This is a genomic window from Mycolicibacterium obuense, assembly GCF_055397605.1.
Map to the genome: position 1 here is coordinate 3,970,831 of NZ_AP043663.1, position 18,507 is coordinate 3,989,337.

The window sequence follows — 18,507 nt, forward strand, 5'->3', positions numbered from 1 at the left end:
GGTAGCGGCGCCGGCGACCGCCGATCCGAACCATGACAGGCCTGTAATCACTGACCGCGACGGGCTGAACCTACCCACCGGTAAGAATTGCCACAGTTTTCCGAAACGAGGCTCAAAGATTCCTTAGAGCTCGTGGTTACTGTTCAGTACATGTGGATCGACGACACCAATGCTGATGTCATCAAGGTTGATTTCGACGCCCTCTACCACGGCGATGTTCTCGTCGAGGGGCTGACGTCGGAGCAGCTCGACGACGAGCAGACTCTTCCTACTGCCGTGTGACAAAGAGCGCGCGCCCTCCCGGACGCGCGCTCTTTACCGTGTAGTACGACCCTGCTAGACCGCTGAGGTCTGTGCGACCATCCCGGCCAGCCGGCCGCGGATCAGCTCCTCTGCCTCGGCCACGATGCGCGACACCAGGTCGCCCACCGTCGGGACGTCGTTGATCAGGCCCATGGCCGTCCCGACAGTCCAGATTCCGGCGTCGACGTCGCCCTCGTCGAACACCTTTCGGCCCCGCGAGCCGGCCACCAGATTCTTCACGTCGTCGAACTGGCCGCCGCCCTTCAGGATCTCGACCACCTCGCGCGACACCACATTCGATGCCACCCGCGCCGTGTTGTGCAGGCTGCGGAAGATCAGCTCCGTACCCCGCTCGTCGCCGGCAACGATCGCCTCTTTGACGTTGTCATGGATGCACGACTCGACGGTGCACATGAACCGCGACCCCATGTTGATGCCGTCGGCGCCCAGCGCCAGCGCGGCCACCAGACCCCGCGCATCGGCGAACCCGCCGGAGGCGATCATCGGGATCTCGATCTTGTCCGCGGCCGCCGGAATCAGCACCAGGCCGGGGATGTCGTCCTCGCCGGGGTGACCCGCGCATTCGAAGCCGTCGATGCTGATGCCGTCCACACCCAGGCTCTGCGCCTTGACCGCATGCCGCACCGAGGTGCACTTGTGCAGCACCTTGATGCCGTTGTCGTGGAACATCGGCAGGTGTGGCGCCGGGTTGGAACCTGCCGTCTCGACGATCTTGATGTCGGCGTCGACGATCACCTGGCGGTACTCGTCATACGGCGGCGGATTGATCGTCGGCAGGATCGTCAGATTCACCCCGAACGGCTTGTCGGTCAGATCCCGCGTCTTGGCGATCTCGTTGGCCAGATCCGCCGGCGTCGGCTGCGTCAGCGCCGTGAGGAAACCCAATCCGCCCGCATTGGCCACGGCCGCAACCAGTTCCGCGCGGCCCACCCACTGCATTCCGCCCTGGGCGATCGGATGCTCGACACCGAAGGTTTCGGTGAACTTGGTCCGGATGGCCATGGTTACCGCGGCGCCATCCGGATCGCGCCATCGAGCCGGATCGTCTCCCCGTTGAGCATCGGGTTCTCGACGATGTGCGTGGCGAGCGCGCCGTACTCGTCGGGGTCACCGAGGCGCGCCGGGTGAGGCACCTGCTTGCCCAGCGAGGCCTGCGCCTCCTCGGGCAGCGAGCCCAGCAGCGGGGTCTTGAACAGGCCCGGCGCGATGGTGACGACGCGGATCAGATCACGCGACAGGTCACGCGCGATCGGCAGCGTCATGCCGACCACGCCGCCCTTCGATGCCGAGTACGCGGCCTGCCCGATCTGCCCGTCGAACGCGGCCACCGACGCCGTGTTGATGATGACGCCGCGCTCGCCGCCAATGGGCTCGGTCTTGGCAATGCGTTCTGCCGCAAGGCGAATGACGTTGAACGTCCCGATCAGGTTGACCTCGACGACCTTGCGGAAGCCGTCGAGCGGGAAGGGCCCCTCTTTACCGAGCGTCTTGATCGCGTTGCCGATGCCCGCGCAGTTGACGTCGATACGGACCGGCCCCATCTCCTCCGCCGCGTCCAGCGCAGCGGCGACCTGCTCGGGATCGGTGACGTTGGCCTCGACGAACTTGGCGCGCGGCCCCAATTCGGCGACCGCCTCGGCGCCCTTGAGGTCGATGACCACGACGGATGCGCCTCGGTCCAGCAGGCGCTTCGTGGTCGCGAGACCGAGACCGGAGGCACCTCCGGTGACGACCGCGACCGCGTCCTTGATCTCCATTGATCGGTTCCTTTCTGTTGGCTAAATCCAGTCCTGCAGAACAGCTTCGGTATCGGCACCCGGTACACCCGGCGCCTTCGGGGCGTCCGTCACACTGCGGGAGAACCGCGGCGCCGGCGCCGGGTACAGGTTCCCGTTCTCGCGGTAGAAGGTGTCGCGCTCGGTGTTGTGCGGCTCGGACTCGACCTCGGCGAAAGACAGCACCGGGGTGACGCAGGCATCGGTACCGGCGAACACCGAGGCCCAGTGGTCGCGGTCGTGCGCGCCGAACGCATCGGTCAGCCGCGCCCGCAACTCCGGCCACCGGCTGACGTCGTTCTGGCCGGGCAGATCGGCGGCGTCGAGGCCCAGCCCCTTGAGCATCTCGGCGTAGAACTGCGGCTCGATCGCGCCGACCGCGACGTAGCGGCCGTCGGCGCAGGTGTAGGTGTCGTAGTAGGGCGCACCGGTGTCGAGCATGTTGGTTCCGCGTTCGTCACTCCACATGCCGGTGCCGCGGAACGCCCACATCATTGCCATCAACACGCTGGAGCCGTCGACCATCGCGGCGTCGATCACCTGACCCTTGCCGGAGGTCTGACGCTCGAAGAGAGCAGCGAGGACGCCGACGATCAGGAACATCGACCCGCCACCGAAGTCGCCCGCCAGGTTCAGCGGCGGCACCGGGCGCTCACCGGCCCGGCCGATCGCGTGCAACGTGCCGTTGAGCGAGATGTAGTTGATGTCGTGACCGGCCTGCTGAGCCCGCGGTCCGTCCTGGCCCCACCCGGTCATCCGCGCATAGATCAGGCGCTCGTTGACCTTCGCGCAATCCTCGGGCCCCAGGCCGAGACGTTCGGTGACCCCGGGACGGAACCCCTCGATCAGCACGTCGGCCTTGGCGATCAGGGAGAGCACCTTCTCGACGTCGGCCGGGTCCTTCAGGTTGGCGCCGATCGAACGCCGGTTACGCAGCAGGTAGTCCCCGCTCGGCGCACCACCGCCCTTGCCCGGACGTTCCACGCGCACGACATCGGCGCCCAGGTCGCCGAGGATCATCGCCGCATGGGGTCCGGGGCCGATGCCGGCCAACTCCACCACACGCAGTCCCTGCAGAGGTCCAGCCATCTCCACCCGTCCTTTTCGTCGGTCGCTCGGTCGAGCCCGACATAGCTTACTTGTATAACCTTCTCGGCCCACCTAGGGTGCCTGACTATGTCAACGTCGCAGGATTACGCGGGTATCGACGACCTTCGGGTGAGCCGCGAGGGCGGTGTGCTGACGCTGCAACTGCACCGCCCGGACAGCCTGAACTCGCTGACCGCAGCGATGTTGACCACGCTGGCAGACTCTCTTGACCGCGCCTCGAATGACCCCGAGGTGCGGGTGGTGCGCATCGAGGGGGCCGGGCGCGGCTTCTCCTCCGGCGCGGGTATCAGCGAGTCCGACCACGCCGATCCAGACGGGGCGGGAACGCCGGCCGAGGTGCTCGACGCCGCCAACCGCGCCATCCGCGCGATCGTGGCGCTGCCGCAGCCGGCGGTCGCGGTGGTGCAGGGCGCGGCAGCGGGTGTCGGGGCGTCACTGGCGCTGGCGTGTGATGTCGTATTGGCTTCGGAGAAGGCATTTTTCATGCTGGCGTTCACCAAGATCGGGTTGATGCCCGACGGCGGGGCCTCGGCATTGATCGCCGCGGCGGTCGGGCGAATTCGGGCGATGCGGATGGCGCTGTTGGCCGAGCGCATTCCCGCCGCACAGGCCTTCGACTGGGGGCTCGTGAGCGCGGTCTACCCGACCGAGGATTTCGCCACCGAGGTCGACGCGGTCATCGCGAGGCTGGCCCGCGGCCCGGCGGTGGCACTGCGCAAGACCAAGGAGGCGGTCAACGCCGCGACGCTGACCGAGCTCGAGGGTGCGCTCGAGCGTGAGACCGAAGGCCAGCTGATCCTGCTCGGCGCCAACGACTGCCGCGAAGGTATGCGCGCGTTCCAGCAGCGCCGGGAGCCCACCTTCACCGACACCTAGCCCTTTCTCGACCGCGGACGCGCGAAAATCGTTCGACGCGAGCACCACTCGTCGGCCACCATCGACAAGTGAGCACGGACTACCACATCGAGACGCCGGCGGCAGATGCCCGCTGGCGCGTGCTCGCGCCTTTCCGATTCCGCGAGTACCGCCTGCTCATCGCTGCCGTCTCCCTGTCGATCTTCGCCGAGGGCATGTGGGCGGTGGTGATGACGCTGCAGGTGATCGCCATCGACGACGATCCCACCTCGCTGTCGCTGGTCGCGACATGCCTGGGGCTCGGCCTGGTCGCCTTCGTCCTCGTCGGCGGCCTGGCCGCAGACCGGCTCCCCCAGCGGGGCATCATCATCGTCGTCGAATTCGTCAACACCGCAGTGGTTTCCGTCATCGCGGCGCTCGGCTTCGCCGGCACGCTGCAGATCTGGCATCTCGCGATCGCGGCCGGCGCCCTGGGCGTAGCCGCCGCGTTCTTCTTCCCGGCCTACAGCGCCCTGCTCCCGCGCATCCTGCCGGCCGAGCAGCTGCTGGCCGCCAACGGCGTCGAAGGCGTCGTACGCCCGGTGTTCCAGCGCGCCGCCGGCCCTGCGGTGGCGGGCGTGCTGATCGGTGCGACGTTCCCGGCCGCGGGCGCACTCGTGGTGGCGATCCTGTTCGCCATCGGTCTCGCGCTGCTCATCGCAACCCGGCCGGCCGGCACACGGGTTGTCACACAACCGAAGTCGCACCTGCTGCGCGATCTACGCGAGGGCTTCGCGTTCGTGTGGCGCACACCGTGGCTGCTGTGGACGCTGCTGTTCGCCAGCGTGTTCGTGCTGGTGGTCCTGGGCCCGATCGAGGTGCTGCTGCCCTTCATCGTCGGCGACAGGTTCGCCGACGGCGAGAAGACCTATGGTCTGGTGCTCGCGTTCTTCGGCCTCGGCAGCGCGCTGGGTGCGCTGACGGTGTCGTCACGGCGACTGCCCCGCCGCTATCTGACGGTGATGATGACGATGTGGGGACTGGGCTCGATACCGCTGGCGGTCGTCGGCGTCACGTCGTCGTTCCCGGTGATGGCGCTGGCCACCTCCGTCATCGGCGTCACCGACGGCGCGGGCATGGTCATCTGGGGCACGCTGCTGCAGCGGCGGGTGCCGCCGGAGATGCTGGGCCGCGTGTCGAGCCTGGACTTCTTCGTCTCACTGGCGTTCATGCCGGTGTCGTTCGCGATCATCGGCCCGCTGTCGAAGGTGGTGTCGATGCCGACGATCTTCCTCACCGCGGGCCTGGTGCCGGTGCTGCTGGCGGGCATCGCGATGGCCGCCGCCCAGATGGGGCGCGATGAGGTCGCGCACCCGCTGGACTAGACGCCGAACAACGGGGGCAGGGCGAGAACCATCACCAGCCCCCAGAAGAAGTGCGTCAGCATCGGGGCGAGTACTCCCCCGGTGGCACGGCGCTCCAGCGCGCACACGGTGCCCAGGACGATGGCCGCGAAACCCAGCATCGGGTTGCCCGTCGTGACGGCCGTGGCGATCACGTAGAGCACCGTCGACACCAGCACCGGCTTGTACTTCCACAGCGCGGTGTAGAGCGCGCCGCGGAAGAACATCTCCTCGGCCAGGCCGTTGATCACCGTGATGAACGCGATCGCCCACAGCGGCGCGGTGTTGACGTACTCCAGGACGCTGGTGATGTAGTCACGCACCGGGGGGATCTGGCGGGCCACCAGCGCACCCAGCACGAAGATCGCTCCGAGCCCCAAACCGACCCCGGTGCCGGTGATGACCGGGCGTTGGTTGCGGCCGCGGAAGCTCACGTGCCCCCAGTGCAGCGGGCCCGAGAGGAACGCGCCGATCGCCCACACCGCGGCCAGCGCCAGCGTGAGCCACACGAACGAGCTGTCTCCGGGCGGCAGGCTCAGTGAGTAACCCAGAAGCGCGGCGCCGATCAGCAGGAACACCGCGACGACGAACTTGCGCCGGGTCACCATCGACGGCGGCTCGTTGAATGCAGGCGCCTTGGTGCGCGCGATCTGCTTGATCTCGCCGGACAGCGGCGTGTGCTCTGAGCTGTTCACGCAGTACTCCCTCTGGGCACCAGTCCGATCACGTGATCCAGACCGGTGCGGACGGCAGCGGCGACGGGCTTGGGCACCAGACCGATCAGTCCGAGTACCGGGTGGACGACATGCGGCGTCACAGCGGAGGCGATCTGCCGCAGCCGCAACGCGTCCCCACCCGCCCAATCGGGATCGGTGTCGGCGAGGTGGTGGGGGTCGGCCAGACGGTCGACGGGTCGGCGCGAGGGGCTCGTCACGGCTGCGCGGATGGCGTCCTCGACACTCGTGAGTCCCTCCGGCGGGTCGGGCACGTCAAGACCGTCCTGGGTCGCCATCATCGGGAAGTCCAGCGACTCGATCAGGTCGCCGGCCAGACCGCCGGGCACCGGCAGGATGGCGCCGCTGACCTTCGACACCAGACCGGTGTCGATGCCGTACACCGGGACCGGGGTCCGGAAGATGCCGGCGATGCGCGCGTAGGTGCGCAGCAGATCTCCGTACGTGGTGGTTTCGGGTCCGCGGATGTCATAGGAGCCCGCGGGCACCGTCTCGTCCGCTGCGGCCACCAGGTAGTACAGCACGTCGCGGATCGAGATCGGGTCGATCGGATTGGCCGACCACTCGGGCATCGGCAGCAGCAGGAACCGGTCGGCGACGTAACGCAACATCTCGAAGGACGTCGACCCCGCCCCGAGGACGATCGCCGCGCCGAGCCACACGACGTCGGGTCCGCCGTCGATCTGCAGCGCGTGCGCGACCTCGGCCCGGCTGGCCAGGTGTTCCGACAGCGGTCCGCCGTCACGGGCCTGCGGCACGAATCCGCCGAGGTAGACGATGCGGCGCACTCCCGCGGCCTTGGCCGCCTCGGCGACAGTGGCAGCGGCCTCGTTGTCGGCCTCCCGGAAACCGGGTTGGCCGATTCCGTGCACCAGGTAGTAGACGACGTCGATCGGACCGGCTTCGTCGAACGCCCGCCGCGCCGACGCTGCGTCACCGGCATCCAGTTCGACTGCGGAAACACGGTCGTACCAGCCGAATTCGCGCAGCCTTTCGGGGTGGCGGCTGACCGCGACGACGTCGTTGCCGGCGGCCAGGAGCGACGCGACCAGGCGAGAGCCGATGTAGCCGCTCGCGCCGGTGACCAGAGTCCGATTACCCACGACTGGCCTGTACCCCAACCGCCGCTATGTCAGACGTTGCCTGTGTCACGGTGCAATTTCACCAGCTCCTGGTACAGAAGCGCGTTGGTCCGGATGCCGTCCTTCTCGGCATCGCCCAGCTCGCGGCGCACCTTGGCGGGCACCCCGGCGACCATGTGTCCCGCCGGGATCTGGGCGCCCTGCGACACCACCGCGCCGGCGGCGATCAGACATCCCGCGCCGATGGTGGCTCCGTTGAGGACCACCGCTCCCATCCCGATCAGGGTGTCGTCGCCGACGGTGCACCCGTGCAGGACCGCGTTGTGGCCGACGGTCACGCCGCTGCCGATACGCGCAGGGAAACCCGGGTCGACGTGGATCGTCACGTTGTCCTGGATGTTGCTGCCCGGCCCGACCTCGATGTCCTCGGTCTCGGCGCGCAGCGTGGCGCCGTACCAGACGCTGGCCCCCTCGGCGAGGATCACCCGGCCGACGAGCGTGGAGTTCGGCGCGGCCCAGCTCTGCGGATGCAGCGTAGGCGCGTGCCCGGCGATGGGAAGGATCAGCGGCTCCGGCATGGCGCCATCGTAGGGTCGGCTGCCGCGTGCTCGGCAGGCGCGTGCGATCCTCTCGTCGTGACGACCTCCGACTCGACAATGACGTCGACCCCCACCGCCCTGCAGATCGTCGAGGGCGTCGATCTGACCGGTGAGACCGTCGTGATCACCGGCGCGACGTCGGGACTGGGCCGGGAGTCGGCCCGATGCCTGGCCCACACCGGTGCGCGAGTGGTCCTGACGGGTCGCGACGCGGCGGCGCTCGCCGATACGCAGGCGTGGGTTCGCGAGCAGGTACCGCAGGCGTCGACCGCGACGGTGCGCATGGACCTCACCTCGCTCGAATCGGTGACTGCGGCAGCGGCGGAGATCAGCGACCTGACCCCGGCCGTCCACGTGCTGATGAACAACGCCGGGGTGATGTTCACGCCGTTCGAGCGCACCGTCGACGGGTTCGAGATGCAGTTCGGCACCAACCATCTGGGTCACTTCGAGCTGACCCGCTCGCTGCTGCCCGCTCTGGTCGCTGCCGACGGCGCGCGTGTGGTGAACCTGTCCTCCGAAGGGCATCGGCTCGGCGACATCGACCTCGAGGACGCCAACTGGGAGCACCGCGACTACGACAAATTCGTCGCGTACGGCGCATCGAAGACCGCCAACGTGCTGCACGCGGTCGAACTGGACCGACGCCTGCGCGACAGCGGCGTGCACGCCTATGCGGTGCACCCCGGCATCGTCGCCACCTCGCTGGCCCGGCACATGGACGACCAGGACTTCGCCGACCTGACCCGGCGTGGCCGCACCAACCGGCAGTTCACCACGCCCGAGTACGGCGCGGCGACGCAGGTGTGGGCCGCGGTCAGCGACGACGTGACCCCTGCCGGGGGTGTGTATCTGTCCGACTGTGCGGTCGCCGAGGCGGCGGCGTACGCGGTGGACGAGGCCCGCGCACTGGAGTTGTGGCAGCTCTCCGAGCAGCTCTGCACGCCCGCTGTCGGCGCGCGATAACTGCTGGTCAGCGGTTCTTCTGTAACGGTTCAGGGCACAACCGCGACACATTCTCGACTTGGTCGTGACCCGAGCCTGCGCTTAGCATGCCAAGCGACCTGACGAGCATGAGGAGCAGAACGTGAAGACCCGCACCGGCAAGACCATCGGCATCGCTGCGAGTGCCGCCGCGCTCGCCCTGTCGGTTCCGCTGGCTGTGACCGCATCCGCCGAGCCGACGACGACCACCGTGACGGCTGAGATCCCCGACCCGCAGGGCAAGTGCGATCCGTTCAAGCAAGCAGTGCCGAACTGGAAGAGCCTGGCCAATGTGCCCGTCAGCAAGGTGCTGGCCAGCATCCCGGACATCAGCTCGTTCAACGCCGCGGTGTCCGGCCAGCTGAACCCGGCCGTCAACATCGACCCGGTGCTCGACAACGGCCCGTTCGTGGTGTTCGCGCCCACCAACGAGGCGTTCGCCGAGCTGCCGCCCGAGCAGCAGGAGATGCTGCGCACCGACCCGGCCGCGCTGACCAGCCTGCTGTACTACCACGTCTTCCTCGGCCTGCTGGGCCCCGATGACGTCAAGGGCCAGCGGCCCACGCAGGAGGGCACCGAGATCGAGGTGACCGGCTCCGGCGACAACCTCAAGGTCAACGAGACCACCCAGGTGGTGTGCGGTGGCATCCAGGCGGAGAACGCGCGGATCTACCTGGTCGATCACGTGCTGAACCCGGCGGACGCACCGGCCCCGAAGACGTCGACCAGCACGTCAGGCACAGCGGAGACCACGGCAACCACATCGGCGACCCCGGCCACCACGCCGGCTGCACCGCTGCCGGCCGAGACGCCGACCACCCCGGCCGCAGAAGCCCCGATCGGTTAGTGATTTCGGCGTGGTTGTCGTCGCCTAGCGACGACAACCACGCCGAAATCGTTTGTCCTACAGGCCGAGATCGCGGCCGATGATCTCTTTCATGATCTCGGTGGTTCCACCGAAGATCGTCATGATTCGCCCGTCGACGTAGTCACGGCAGACGCGGTACTCCATCATCCAGCCGTAGCCGCCGTGCAGCTGCAGGCACTGATCGACCACCTTCTTGGCCACCTCGGTCGCCCACCACTTCGCCTTGGCCGCTTCGACGGCGGTCAGCTCGCCGTCGACGACGGCCTGCAGGCACCGGTCCACGTACTGCTCGGTGACATCGAGCTCGGTGTCCATCTCCGCGAGCAGGAACCGGTTGTGCTGGAAGCTGCCGATCGGCTGGCCGAACGCCTTGCGATCCTTCGCGTATTGCAGTGTCTGGCGCCAGGTTTCGCGCGCGCCGGCGATCGCGGAGATCGCGATCGACAACCGCTCCGAGGGCAGGTTCTGCATCAGGTGGTAGAAGCCGCGACCCTCCTTGCCGAGGATGTTGGCGTTCGGCACCCGCACGTTCTCGAAATGCAGTTCGGCGGTGTCCTGGGCGTGCATTCCCATCTTGTCGAGCTTGCGGCCGCGGGTGAACCCAGGCATGTCCCGCTCGACCACGAACAGCGTGAAGCCCTTGTGGCCCGCGTCGGGGTCGGTGCGGGTCACGACGACGACGAGGTCGCTGTTGATGCCCGAGGAGATGAAGGTCTTGGACCCGTTGAGAATCCAGTCGTCCCCGTCCCGCACGGCCGAGGTGCGGATGCCGGCGAGGTCGCTGCCTGCGCCCGGCTCCGTCATCGCGACCGCGATGATCGTCTCGCCGCTCGTGATACCCGGGAGCCACCGCTCCTTCTGCTCGTCATTCGTGAGGTCCTTGAAGTAGGGCCCGACGACGTCGTTGTGCAGGCTGAGCCCCGGTGCGGGCACACCGGCTTTGGCGATCTCCTCGTCGATGATCGCGTTGAACCGGAAATCGTCGGTGCCGCCGCCGCCGTACTCCTCGGGCATGTTGAACCCGATCAGCCCGTGCTTGCCGGCCGCGACGTAGGCCGACCGGTCGATGATGCGATCGGCCTCCCACTTCTCGGCGTTGGGCACGAGTTCACTCTCGATGTATCCCCGCACGGTGTCGCGGAACGCCTCGTGCTCGGCCTCGTAGATGGTGCGCTTCATAATCGATTCCCTTACTTGGCTTTCCAGACAGGTTGACGCTTCTGGGCGAACGCCAGTGGCCCTTCCCTGGCATCCTCGGAGCTGAAGACGACGACGGCCTCGCGCATGGTGCGGGTCCATCCGGCTTCCTCGTCGACGACCACGCCGTCGTCGGCGCCGCGGGCGACCCGTTTGCTGGCCTGAACGGCCAACGGGGCATTGACGGTGATGCGTTCGGCCAACGCGAGCGCGGCGTCGAGCACGGTACCGTCGGGCACGACCTCGTTGACCAGCCCCCAACGCTGCGCGTCGGCCGCACTGATCGGCTCACCGGTCAGCATCATTTGCATCGCCACCTTGCGTGGGATCTGCTCGACGATCCGGAACACCCCGCCGGCGCCGGCGATCAGGCCCCGCTTCACTTCGGGGAGACCGAATTTCGCGCTCTCCTGAGCGACGACCAGATCACTGGCGAGCGCCAGTTCGGTGCCACCCCCGAGAGCTGTGCCGTTCACGGCGGCAATGGTCGGCTTGTCGATGAAGTGTCGGACGAAACCGGCGAAGCCCCACTTCGGCTGATCAGGATGGCCGATGTTCTCGCCCCGAGAGAGCGCCTTGAGATCCGCTCCGGCGCAGAAGGATTTGTCTCCCGAGCCGGTGAGCACCACGACCCACACGTCCGGGTCGTTCTGCGCTTCCTCCAGCGCGTCGCCGAGTGCGATCGACACGGCAGAGTTGATGGCGTTGCGCGCCTCGGGCCGGTTGATCGTGATGACCATGACGTTGCCGCGGCGCTCGACCAGCGCGCCCGGCTCGGTCGTCTCCGTAGTGGTCACAGGAGCTCCAGGATGGTGGCGTTGGCCTGCCCGCCACCCTCGCACATGGTCTGCAGCCCGTATTGAATCCCGTTGTCGCGCATGTGATAGAGCAGCGTGGTCATGATCCGGGCGCCCGAGCCGCCGAGCGGGTGACCGAGTGCGATCGCCCCGCCGTTGGGGTTGAGTTTCTTCTCGTCGGCGCCGATGTCCTTGAGCCACGCCATCGGCACCGGCGCGAACGCCTCGTTGACCTCGAACGCACCGATCTGATCGATCGTCAGGCCCGACCGCTTGAGTGCCTTCTGCGTCGCCGGGATCGGCGCGGTCAGCATGATCACCGGGTCGGCGCCGGCCAGCACCGCGGTGTGCACCTTCGCCAGCGGCTTGAGGCCGAGTTCCTTGGCCTTCTCGGCCGACATGAACAGCAGCGCGGCCGAGCCGTCGGAGATCTGAGAGCTGTTGCCGGCGTGGATCACACCGTCTTCACGGAACGCGGGCTTGAGCTGACCCATCTTCTCCAGGGTCGTGCCGCGACGGATGCCCTCGTCCTTGAGGACCGGATTACCGTCCTGGTCTTTGATCGCCACGATCTGATCCTCGAAAGCACCGGCATCCTGTGCGGCGGCGGCTTTTTCGTGCGAGTCGAGGGAGAACTGGTCGAGATCGGTGCGGCTGAGGCCCCACTGCTCGGCGATCATCTCGGCGCCGATGCCCTGGTTCGGGGTCTTGCTGTACCGGTCCTTGAAGCCCGCGGGGTACGGGTTTCCGCCACCGGCCAACGACGAACCCATCGGGGTCCGCGACATCGACTCCACACCGCCGGCGACGACGACGTCGTAGTGTCCGGCGACCACACCGGCCGCGGCGAAGTGCACCGACTGCTGGCTCGATCCACACTGGCGATCCACGGTCACCCCGGGCACCGACTCCGGCCATCCGGCCGTCAGCAGTGCGGTGCGGGCGATGTCGAGCGCCTGCTCGCCGGCCTGCATGACACAGCCCCAGATGACGTCGTCGACCAGCGCGGGATCGACCCCGGCCCGCTCGACGAGACCGTTGAGGACCTGCGCGGACAGCTCGGCCGGATGCACTCCGGAGAGTCCGCCGTTGCGCTTGCCGACAGGGGACCGCACAGCTTCGACGATGACGGCTTCTGGCATGGAAAGACACTCCTTCATTGGACGGATTCTTCGAAGTTAAACGACAAGGTTTACTAGGTCAACTTGCTCATGCACGGCGGGCGGCGCGGTCCGCCGCGTCGATCAATTCGTCCCGGAACAGCGGGTGAGCGATGGCGGCCAGCGCATGGCCGCGCTCCCGTACCGTCAGCCCCTCGAGCTCGGCAGCGCCGTACTCAGTGACGATGACGTCGACCTGGTGGCGGGGCGTGGTGATGATCGCGCCGGACGCGAACTGGGCCACGATGCGGGAGTGCGGAACGCCGTCGCGCTCGAACGTCGACGGCAGGCAGATCAGCGACCGATCGGACAGTTCGAGTCCGACGCCGGCGACGAAGTCCTCGGCGCCACCGATCCCACTGAACTGTTCGTCGCCGATCGTGTCGGCCACCACCTGGCCGTGCACGTCGACCGCCAGCGCGCCGTTGATCGAGATCATGTCCGCGTTGGCCGCGATCACCTCCGGCGCGTTGACCACCTCGACGGGCAGGAACGCGACCTCGGCGTTGCCGTCCAGCCAGCTGTAGAGGTCCGGCGATCCGAACGCGAACGTCGTGACGCTCACGCCGTCGTACTGACCTTTGCGCGCGTTGGTGACCTTTCCCGCCTCGTGCAGACGCATGCACCCGTCGGTGAACATCTCGCTGTGCAGCCCGAAGTCGCCGGCCTCCCCCTCGGCGAGCAGGGCGGCGATCTGGCTCGGGATCGCGCCGATCCCGGTCTGCAGCGTGGCCCCGGAGCGGATGAATCCGACGGCGTGCCGGGCGATCGCGGCGTCGGTGTCCGTGGGCGCCGCGATCGGCAGCGAGAGCGGCGGCTCCGTCGAGCGGATCAGCACGTCGATCTCGTCGACGTGCAGCGCGTGGCGATGTCGCTCACCCCACCCCCCGGTGCGCGGGAACCCCTCGGACGCCTCGACGACCAGCAGCCGGTCCGGATCGGAGCCGGCCCGGTGCAGTTCGGCGACGGTGGCACCGGCGTGCAACGACAGCGAGCACCACCCGTCGGCATCCGGCGGTGTCGCGACCGTGGCCATCACGCGGGGCCGCTGCCGTTGCAGCAGCGGCCCGAAACGCCGGAAATCGGCCGGCATGAAGTCGACGTCGGCGCCGGAATCGCGCAACGCGCGTTCGAGCGGGCCGTAGAACCCCGACAGGTAGCGGACCCCCGGGCGGGAGAAGAGCTCGGTGCCCACGGCCAGCAGGGCCCCGTACACCTGCAGCGCCGTCCAGTCCGTGCGGGCGCCGAGCGCTCGCAGGAAGGCCGGCGGCTGTCCCGGTCCGAGCGGGATGCCCAACGTGTCGACGGGGCGCAGCCGCTGCGCGGCCCGCTCGGCGGTCAATTCCTCCGGCATGCCGATACCCTGCCATGCAGGTCAATGCGTCCGACGGACAAACACCGGTCGATTCCGACACCGGCAACGCAGCCCTCACATGGTTTACTGAGTTGCACAGCTCGCCGCACAACGCGGCGGCAGGACCCTGTTCAGATCGTGGAGACATCGTGACGCGAAGCACCCGGTTGGCGCCGATGATCGACGCGACCGGCGCGCGGCCGGGGGTGCGGTCACCCAAGACCGCCGAGCTGGTCGCCGGCACGCTGCGTCGCATGGTGGTCGACGGGCAGCTGACCGACGGGGATTTCCTGCCCAACGAAGCCGAGTTGATGGCCCACTTCGGGGTCAGCCGGCCGACGCTGCGCGAAGCCGTGCGCGTGCTGGAGTCCGAGCGGCTCGTCGAAGTGCGGCGAGGTTCGCGCACCGGGGCACGCGTGCGGGTGCCCGGCCCCGAGGTGGTGGCCCGGCCGGCCGGGCTGCTGTTGGAGCTCTCCGGCGCCACGATCGCCGATCTGCTCACTGCGAAAGCCGGCATCGAACCGCTGGCGGCGCGTCTGCTGGCCGAATCCGGCTCGGCCGAGGCCTTCGCCGAACTCGACGCACTGCTCGATGATCTGGTGGCCCAGGGCTGCGAGTCCGACCGGCTGGCCGAGAACACCGGCACCTTCCATCTGCGGGTGGTGCAGCTCTCGGGCAACACGACGCTGTCCATCGTCGCGGGCATGCTGCACGAGATCACGGTGCGGCACACGGCCTTCGTGTTCAACGAGCGCAGGCCCGTGTCGAAAGCCGACTACGACAAGCTGATTCGCTCCTACCGCAAGTTGATGACCTACCTGCGGGCCGGCGACGCCGCCGGCGCCGAGCAGCACTGGCGCAAGCACCTCGACGTATCGCGGGAACTGCTGCTGACCGGTCTGGAGAGTGTGCCGATTCGCGATGTGATGGGCTGACTCAAGCCGTTTCGGACATGTCCTTGCGCCACGTGACGTGTACCGGCACGGTGTCGTCCCACGGCTGCCGGGTCACCATGTCCGCGACCAGGATGTACCCCCGTTCGAACTCACCCGTCGCGGCGTCGACCAGCCGGTACTCCTGACGCTGCCGGTGGATCGGCTGCGCGTCGAGCAGCAGCACCCGCACCTCCCCCGGCTCGAAGTGGCAGCGCTTCTGCAGCGCGGCGATCAGCTGCTCGTTGTGCATGTGGCCGTCGCCGAAGTTCCACCCGATCGCGGTGCTGCAGATGCGTTCTCCGTCGGTCAGCACGTAGTCGGCTTCGTCGTGTCCGGCCATCAGCCGGTGCGCGAGGGTGAACATCGCGCGGCCGTGGGTGTTGAACGAGCGGAAGGCGTACCCCATGTACTGGTACATCTCGGCGGTCTCGCGGCTGCCGTAGAACTTCTCCATCTGCGCCGCGGGCATGCTCGCGATCGCGACGACGCCCGCGGCGATCTTGGCGTCGGCGGAGGGCTTGACGCACCACAGCGACGTGTCCCAGTTGCCCGCGTAGTAGCGCATGCCGGGCAGGAAGGACACCTTGCGCGGGAACAGGTTTCCGATCGCGACGGTGCCCGCGGACACCGCGAAGAGCACCAGCGGCCACGGACTCTGCAGATCGCCCAGCCCGATGCCCGCGTTGCCGACGAACAGCGCCAGCACCGAGAACATCATGAAGACGTTCCACTCCAGCGGCACCCCCATCGGGATCGCCGACAGGATGCCGAAGTGGAAGCACAGCATCACGAACGCGGCGATCGCGGTGGGCCAGCCGCCGTGGGAGAAGAACAGCACCAGCGGCACGAGCATCTCGATGGCCGTCGAGACGTGTGCCAGCACGCGCGACGCGCGACCGGGCCGCAGGTCGTCGGGGAAGTGCTCGAAGAACTTGCGTTTGATCCAGCGTGGGCGGATCACCGGGTTGTTGCTCATCATCGTCGAGATGACGAAGGGGAAGTGCTTGTTGAGCTTCGACGTCGCCGCGCCCATCCAGATGACCAGGCACACCAGCTTGGCCGCGATCACGATGTCGGCGCCGCTGAACAGGAAGCACACCGCCAGCGCGCCGTAGACCTCGCCGCGCGCGGCCAGGAAGAGCACCTTGTCGCGCAGCCCGGCGAGGGCGAGCAGCGCCAGGATGGCCACGGTCTGCCAGACCGGCAGCACCCCGATCTGCGAGCCGAGCTCCGGGATGGGTCCGGTGCCGTCAGAGAACAGCGCGACCAGCAGCATCACCAGCAGGGCGCCGTAGAGCACCACGTCGACCGGCGTGCGGGCATCGCCGCGGGTCAGCGGGATCCGGTTCGGCCACGGTGGCAGCCGAATGGTGCTGGGCCGCAACCAGTACAGGATCGAGCCCATCGGCGGGAAGAACCGGTTGTTCAGCGGTCCGAAGCCGCAGCCCAGCCCGATGATCTCGAACAGCATCGTGTAGAAGACGACCTTCTGGTACACGATCGGCTCGTGGTACCAGGCGGCGACGTTGGTGAACCCGTCGATTCCCGTAGTGGTGAGGACGATCAGCCACGCGACGAGCACGTAGAGCAGGATCTTGACGACGTAGAACAGGTGCATCACCACCGGCGTGCCGAAGCCCACCTCGGCCCAGTGCCTGGCCATCGGGACGATCCGCTCGGCGCGGGTTCCCTTGCTCCATTCGGCGTAGTCGACGACGGGTGCGTCTTGCTTGAGAAACCCCATGGCTCCCCAGACTAGAACGTGTTCCAGTTCTTGTGGCCGCGAACAGACACAAACTCGCGTGGAATTGCGGCGTGTCACGCGAGTACGCGTCTGCTCGCGGGGGTCAGGTGACCGTAGGGGTCAGGTGGCTCTGGGGGTCAGGTGACCCAGATCAGGCAGGGACCCAGTTGCCGTGGAAGCCGGCGGGCACGCGGTGCGGCAGCTTGATCGCGGCCACATCGTCGAGGGTCTGAGCGTCGAGGATCACCAGCTCGCTGGAATCGGTGGCCCGGTCGTACACGTAACCCATCAGCACGCCGTCGTCCTCGCCGGCATCGGCGGCGTTGGGCTCGAACACGAACTCGCCGACGGCCTTCCCGGCCCCGAACGAGCGCGCCGCCGAATTGTGGCCCACCAGATCGTGTTTGAGCAACGTTTCCTCCCCCTCGGCAGAGAAGCCGGGCGCGTACCCGTAGCGGTGCCGCTTGCCGACGAGCCTCTCGTCGACGCGGGGGAATTCCTGCGGGCGGTCGTCGATGCGTGACTCCCGGACCTTGCCGTCGGCCAGATCGACCGTCCAGCGCTCGAGTGTCGGCAGCCCGTCGTTGGGGCCGAGATGGTCGGTGGCGAACATCTTCGGGTGGCGAACGACGTCGAGCACGACGGTGTCGCCCGAGTCGTAGGCGTTCATCGGGTGGAAGACATAGCAGGGCTCGACGTCGAACCAGCGGACGTCGGCGTTGCCGCCCTCGCGCGGCATCACGCCGACCCGTGCGGGATAGCGCGGGTTCCACGAGTACGGGAAGCGACGGTCGGCGCTCGGCGCGGCCGGCATGCGCGCGGCCACCGGGTCGGGGATGCGCACCCGACCGAGAAGAGCCGACATCATCAACCGGGCCGGCAGGCGCAGCGCCTTCGGCACGGTCATCTCCACGGCCTGCTCGACGTCGAACGTGACGGGCAGGTCGTAGAACACCACATACCGCTCGGTGAGCGAGAAGTCGTGCATCATCGGACTTCCCGTGACCTCGATGTCCACGGTGCGGCGGGCGCGTCCGTCGACTCCGATCACGGAGTACTGCACGGTGTTTTTCTGGCCGAGGCGGTAGGACACCGCGTGAAGTTCCCCGGTCTCGGGGTCGCGCTTGGGGTGCGCGGTGTAGCCGCCCCGCAGCGTGCCGTCGAAATCGCAGACCCCGACAGTGTCGAGTTCGTCGGTGAGTTCGTAGGCCGCGACGCCCGACTCGATGAGCGCCAGCGTCTTGCCGGCGTGGCCGATCACGTTGGTGTTCGCGCCGATCGGCGACACCGTGTACCGCTGATCGGGCACTGTCTCGCCGAGTGCGCGCGCCGTACCCGGCCCGCGGACGAAGCGGTTGCGGTACCACTCGGCGCGGCCGTCACGCAGTCGGATGCCGTGCACCATCCCGTCGCCGACGAACCAGTGGTACAGCTCCGGATCGATCTCGCCGATCGGGTTGGGCCCGTTGCGCAGATACCGACCGTCGAGGCGCTCGGGGATCGACCCGGTGACCTCCAGGTCGGTGAGCGTGACTTCCTCCGACAGCGGCGCGTAGACGCCTTCGAGGTAGCGATTTCCCATGTCCGCCTCCTATAACAGCGTTATC

The 18,507-nt window shown here is 67.9% G+C and carries 18 protein-coding genes; 6 read left to right on the forward strand and 12 right to left on the reverse strand.

Annotated elements, in window-relative coordinates:
- The first annotated feature begins 150 nt into the window (after positions 1-150).
- The gene (locus ACZ50N_RS18850) at positions 151-282 is read left to right on the forward strand and encodes a hypothetical protein (RefSeq protein WP_110797964.1); all 132 of its coding nucleotides are present in this window, start codon (positions 151-153) and stop codon (positions 280-282) included.
- Between the two features lie 54 nt (positions 283-336).
- Here the strand turns inward: ACZ50N_RS18850 and ACZ50N_RS18855 are convergent, their stop codons facing one another.
- The 3 genes from ACZ50N_RS18855 to ACZ50N_RS18865 are packed head-to-tail and all read right to left on the reverse strand — an operon-like array spanning position 337 to position 3,188.
- Positions 337-1,326, reverse strand: a complete 990-nt coding sequence (locus tag ACZ50N_RS18855; RefSeq protein ID WP_464473523.1) for an NAD(P)H-dependent flavin oxidoreductase — start codon at positions 1,324-1,326, stop codon at positions 337-339.
- A gap of 2 nt (positions 1,327-1,328) precedes the next feature.
- The gene (locus ACZ50N_RS18860; RefSeq protein WP_046364338.1) at positions 1,329-2,081 is read right to left on the reverse strand and encodes a 3-hydroxyacyl-CoA dehydrogenase; all 753 of its coding nucleotides are present in this window, start codon (positions 2,079-2,081) and stop codon (positions 1,329-1,331) included.
- 21 nt (positions 2,082-2,102) lie between these two features.
- Positions 2,103-3,188, reverse strand: a complete 1,086-nt coding sequence (locus ACZ50N_RS18865; protein ID WP_073683382.1) for a CaiB/BaiF CoA transferase family protein — start codon at positions 3,186-3,188, stop codon at positions 2,103-2,105.
- Positions 3,189-3,275: 87 nt separating this feature from the next.
- Between ACZ50N_RS18865 and ACZ50N_RS18870 the strand changes: the two genes are divergently transcribed.
- Complete coding sequence (locus ACZ50N_RS18870; protein WP_464473524.1) at positions 3,276-4,085, forward strand: enoyl-CoA hydratase; 810 nt, start codon at positions 3,276-3,278, stop codon at positions 4,083-4,085.
- Between the two features lie 86 nt (positions 4,086-4,171).
- Positions 4,172-5,428 carry a tetracycline efflux MFS transporter Tet(V) gene (gene tet(V) / locus ACZ50N_RS18875; protein ID WP_464475680.1) on the forward strand — a complete coding sequence of 419 codons (1,257 nt, stop codon included), beginning with the start codon at positions 4,172-4,174 and terminating at the stop codon, positions 5,426-5,428.
- Here the strand turns inward: tet(V) and ACZ50N_RS18880 are convergent.
- Genes ACZ50N_RS18880 through ACZ50N_RS18890 form a run of 3 tightly spaced genes read right to left on the reverse strand, consistent with a single transcriptional unit; the run spans position 5,425 to position 7,840 of the window.
- A complete protein-coding gene (locus ACZ50N_RS18880) occupies positions 5,425-6,141 on the reverse strand; it encodes a CPBP family intramembrane glutamic endopeptidase (RefSeq protein ID WP_046364335.1) in 717 nt (238 codons plus the stop codon). The two genes, tet(V) and ACZ50N_RS18880, sit on opposite strands and share 4 nt — an antisense overlap.
- On the reverse strand, positions 6,138-7,283 hold the full coding sequence (locus ACZ50N_RS18885; protein ID WP_464473525.1) for an NAD(P)H-binding protein: 1,146 nt from the start codon (positions 7,281-7,283) through the stop codon (positions 6,138-6,140). The genes ACZ50N_RS18880 and ACZ50N_RS18885 overlap by 4 nt, the downstream gene beginning before the upstream one ends.
- A 29-nt stretch (positions 7,284-7,312) precedes the next feature.
- Entirely contained in the window at positions 7,313-7,840 is a 528-nt protein-coding gene (locus ACZ50N_RS18890) for a gamma carbonic anhydrase family protein (RefSeq protein ID WP_048422974.1), read from the reverse strand.
- A 78-nt stretch (positions 7,841-7,918) separates the two neighbouring features.
- Between ACZ50N_RS18890 and ACZ50N_RS18895 the strand changes: the two genes are divergently transcribed.
- Both ACZ50N_RS18895 and ACZ50N_RS18900 read left to right on the forward strand, forming a co-directional pair.
- The gene (locus ACZ50N_RS18895; RefSeq protein ID WP_464475681.1) at positions 7,919-8,827 is read left to right on the forward strand and encodes an SDR family NAD(P)-dependent oxidoreductase; all 909 of its coding nucleotides are present in this window, start codon (positions 7,919-7,921) and stop codon (positions 8,825-8,827) included.
- 121 nt (positions 8,828-8,948) lie between these two features.
- A complete protein-coding gene (locus ACZ50N_RS18900; protein WP_133414251.1) occupies positions 8,949-9,692 on the forward strand; it encodes a fasciclin domain-containing protein in 744 nt (247 codons plus the stop codon).
- A 57-nt stretch (positions 9,693-9,749) separates the two neighbouring features.
- Here the strand turns inward: ACZ50N_RS18900 and ACZ50N_RS18905 are convergent, their stop codons facing one another.
- From ACZ50N_RS18905 to ACZ50N_RS18920, 4 genes are all read right to left on the reverse strand, one after another.
- Complete coding sequence (locus ACZ50N_RS18905; protein WP_046365770.1) at positions 9,750-10,892, reverse strand: acyl-CoA dehydrogenase family protein; 1,143 nt, start codon at positions 10,890-10,892, stop codon at positions 9,750-9,752.
- 11 nt (positions 10,893-10,903) lie between these two features.
- Entirely contained in the window at positions 10,904-11,707 is an 804-nt protein-coding gene (locus ACZ50N_RS18910) for a crotonase/enoyl-CoA hydratase family protein (protein WP_269083398.1), read from the reverse strand.
- Positions 11,704-12,849, reverse strand: coding sequence for a thiolase family protein (locus tag ACZ50N_RS18915; protein ID WP_464473526.1), 1,146 nt, complete (start codon positions 12,847-12,849; stop codon positions 11,704-11,706). Before ACZ50N_RS18915 ends, ACZ50N_RS18910 begins: the two co-directional genes overlap by 4 nt.
- A gap of 67 nt (positions 12,850-12,916) precedes the next feature.
- Positions 12,917-14,221, reverse strand: coding sequence for an acetyl-CoA hydrolase/transferase family protein (locus ACZ50N_RS18920; RefSeq protein WP_464473527.1), 1,305 nt, complete (start codon positions 14,219-14,221; stop codon positions 12,917-12,919).
- Between the two features lie 149 nt (positions 14,222-14,370).
- On the opposite strand from ACZ50N_RS18920, the gene ACZ50N_RS18925 reads away from it, so the two are divergent.
- Positions 14,371-15,156 carry a FadR/GntR family transcriptional regulator gene (locus ACZ50N_RS18925; protein WP_464473528.1) on the forward strand — a complete coding sequence of 262 codons (786 nt, stop codon included), beginning with the start codon at positions 14,371-14,373 and terminating at the stop codon, positions 15,154-15,156.
- Between the two features lies 1 nt (position 15,157).
- Here ACZ50N_RS18925 and ACZ50N_RS18930 read toward each other — a convergent pair whose 3' ends face one another.
- A complete protein-coding gene (locus tag ACZ50N_RS18930) occupies positions 15,158-16,900 on the reverse strand; it encodes a DUF3556 domain-containing protein (RefSeq protein WP_464473529.1) in 1,743 nt (580 codons plus the stop codon).
- A 151-nt stretch (positions 16,901-17,051) separates the two neighbouring features.
- Positions 17,052-18,482 carry a carotenoid oxygenase family protein gene (locus tag ACZ50N_RS18935; RefSeq protein WP_464473530.1) on the reverse strand — a complete coding sequence of 477 codons (1,431 nt, stop codon included), beginning with the start codon at positions 18,480-18,482 and terminating at the stop codon, positions 17,052-17,054.
- Positions 18,483-18,507 lie beyond the last annotated feature (25 nt).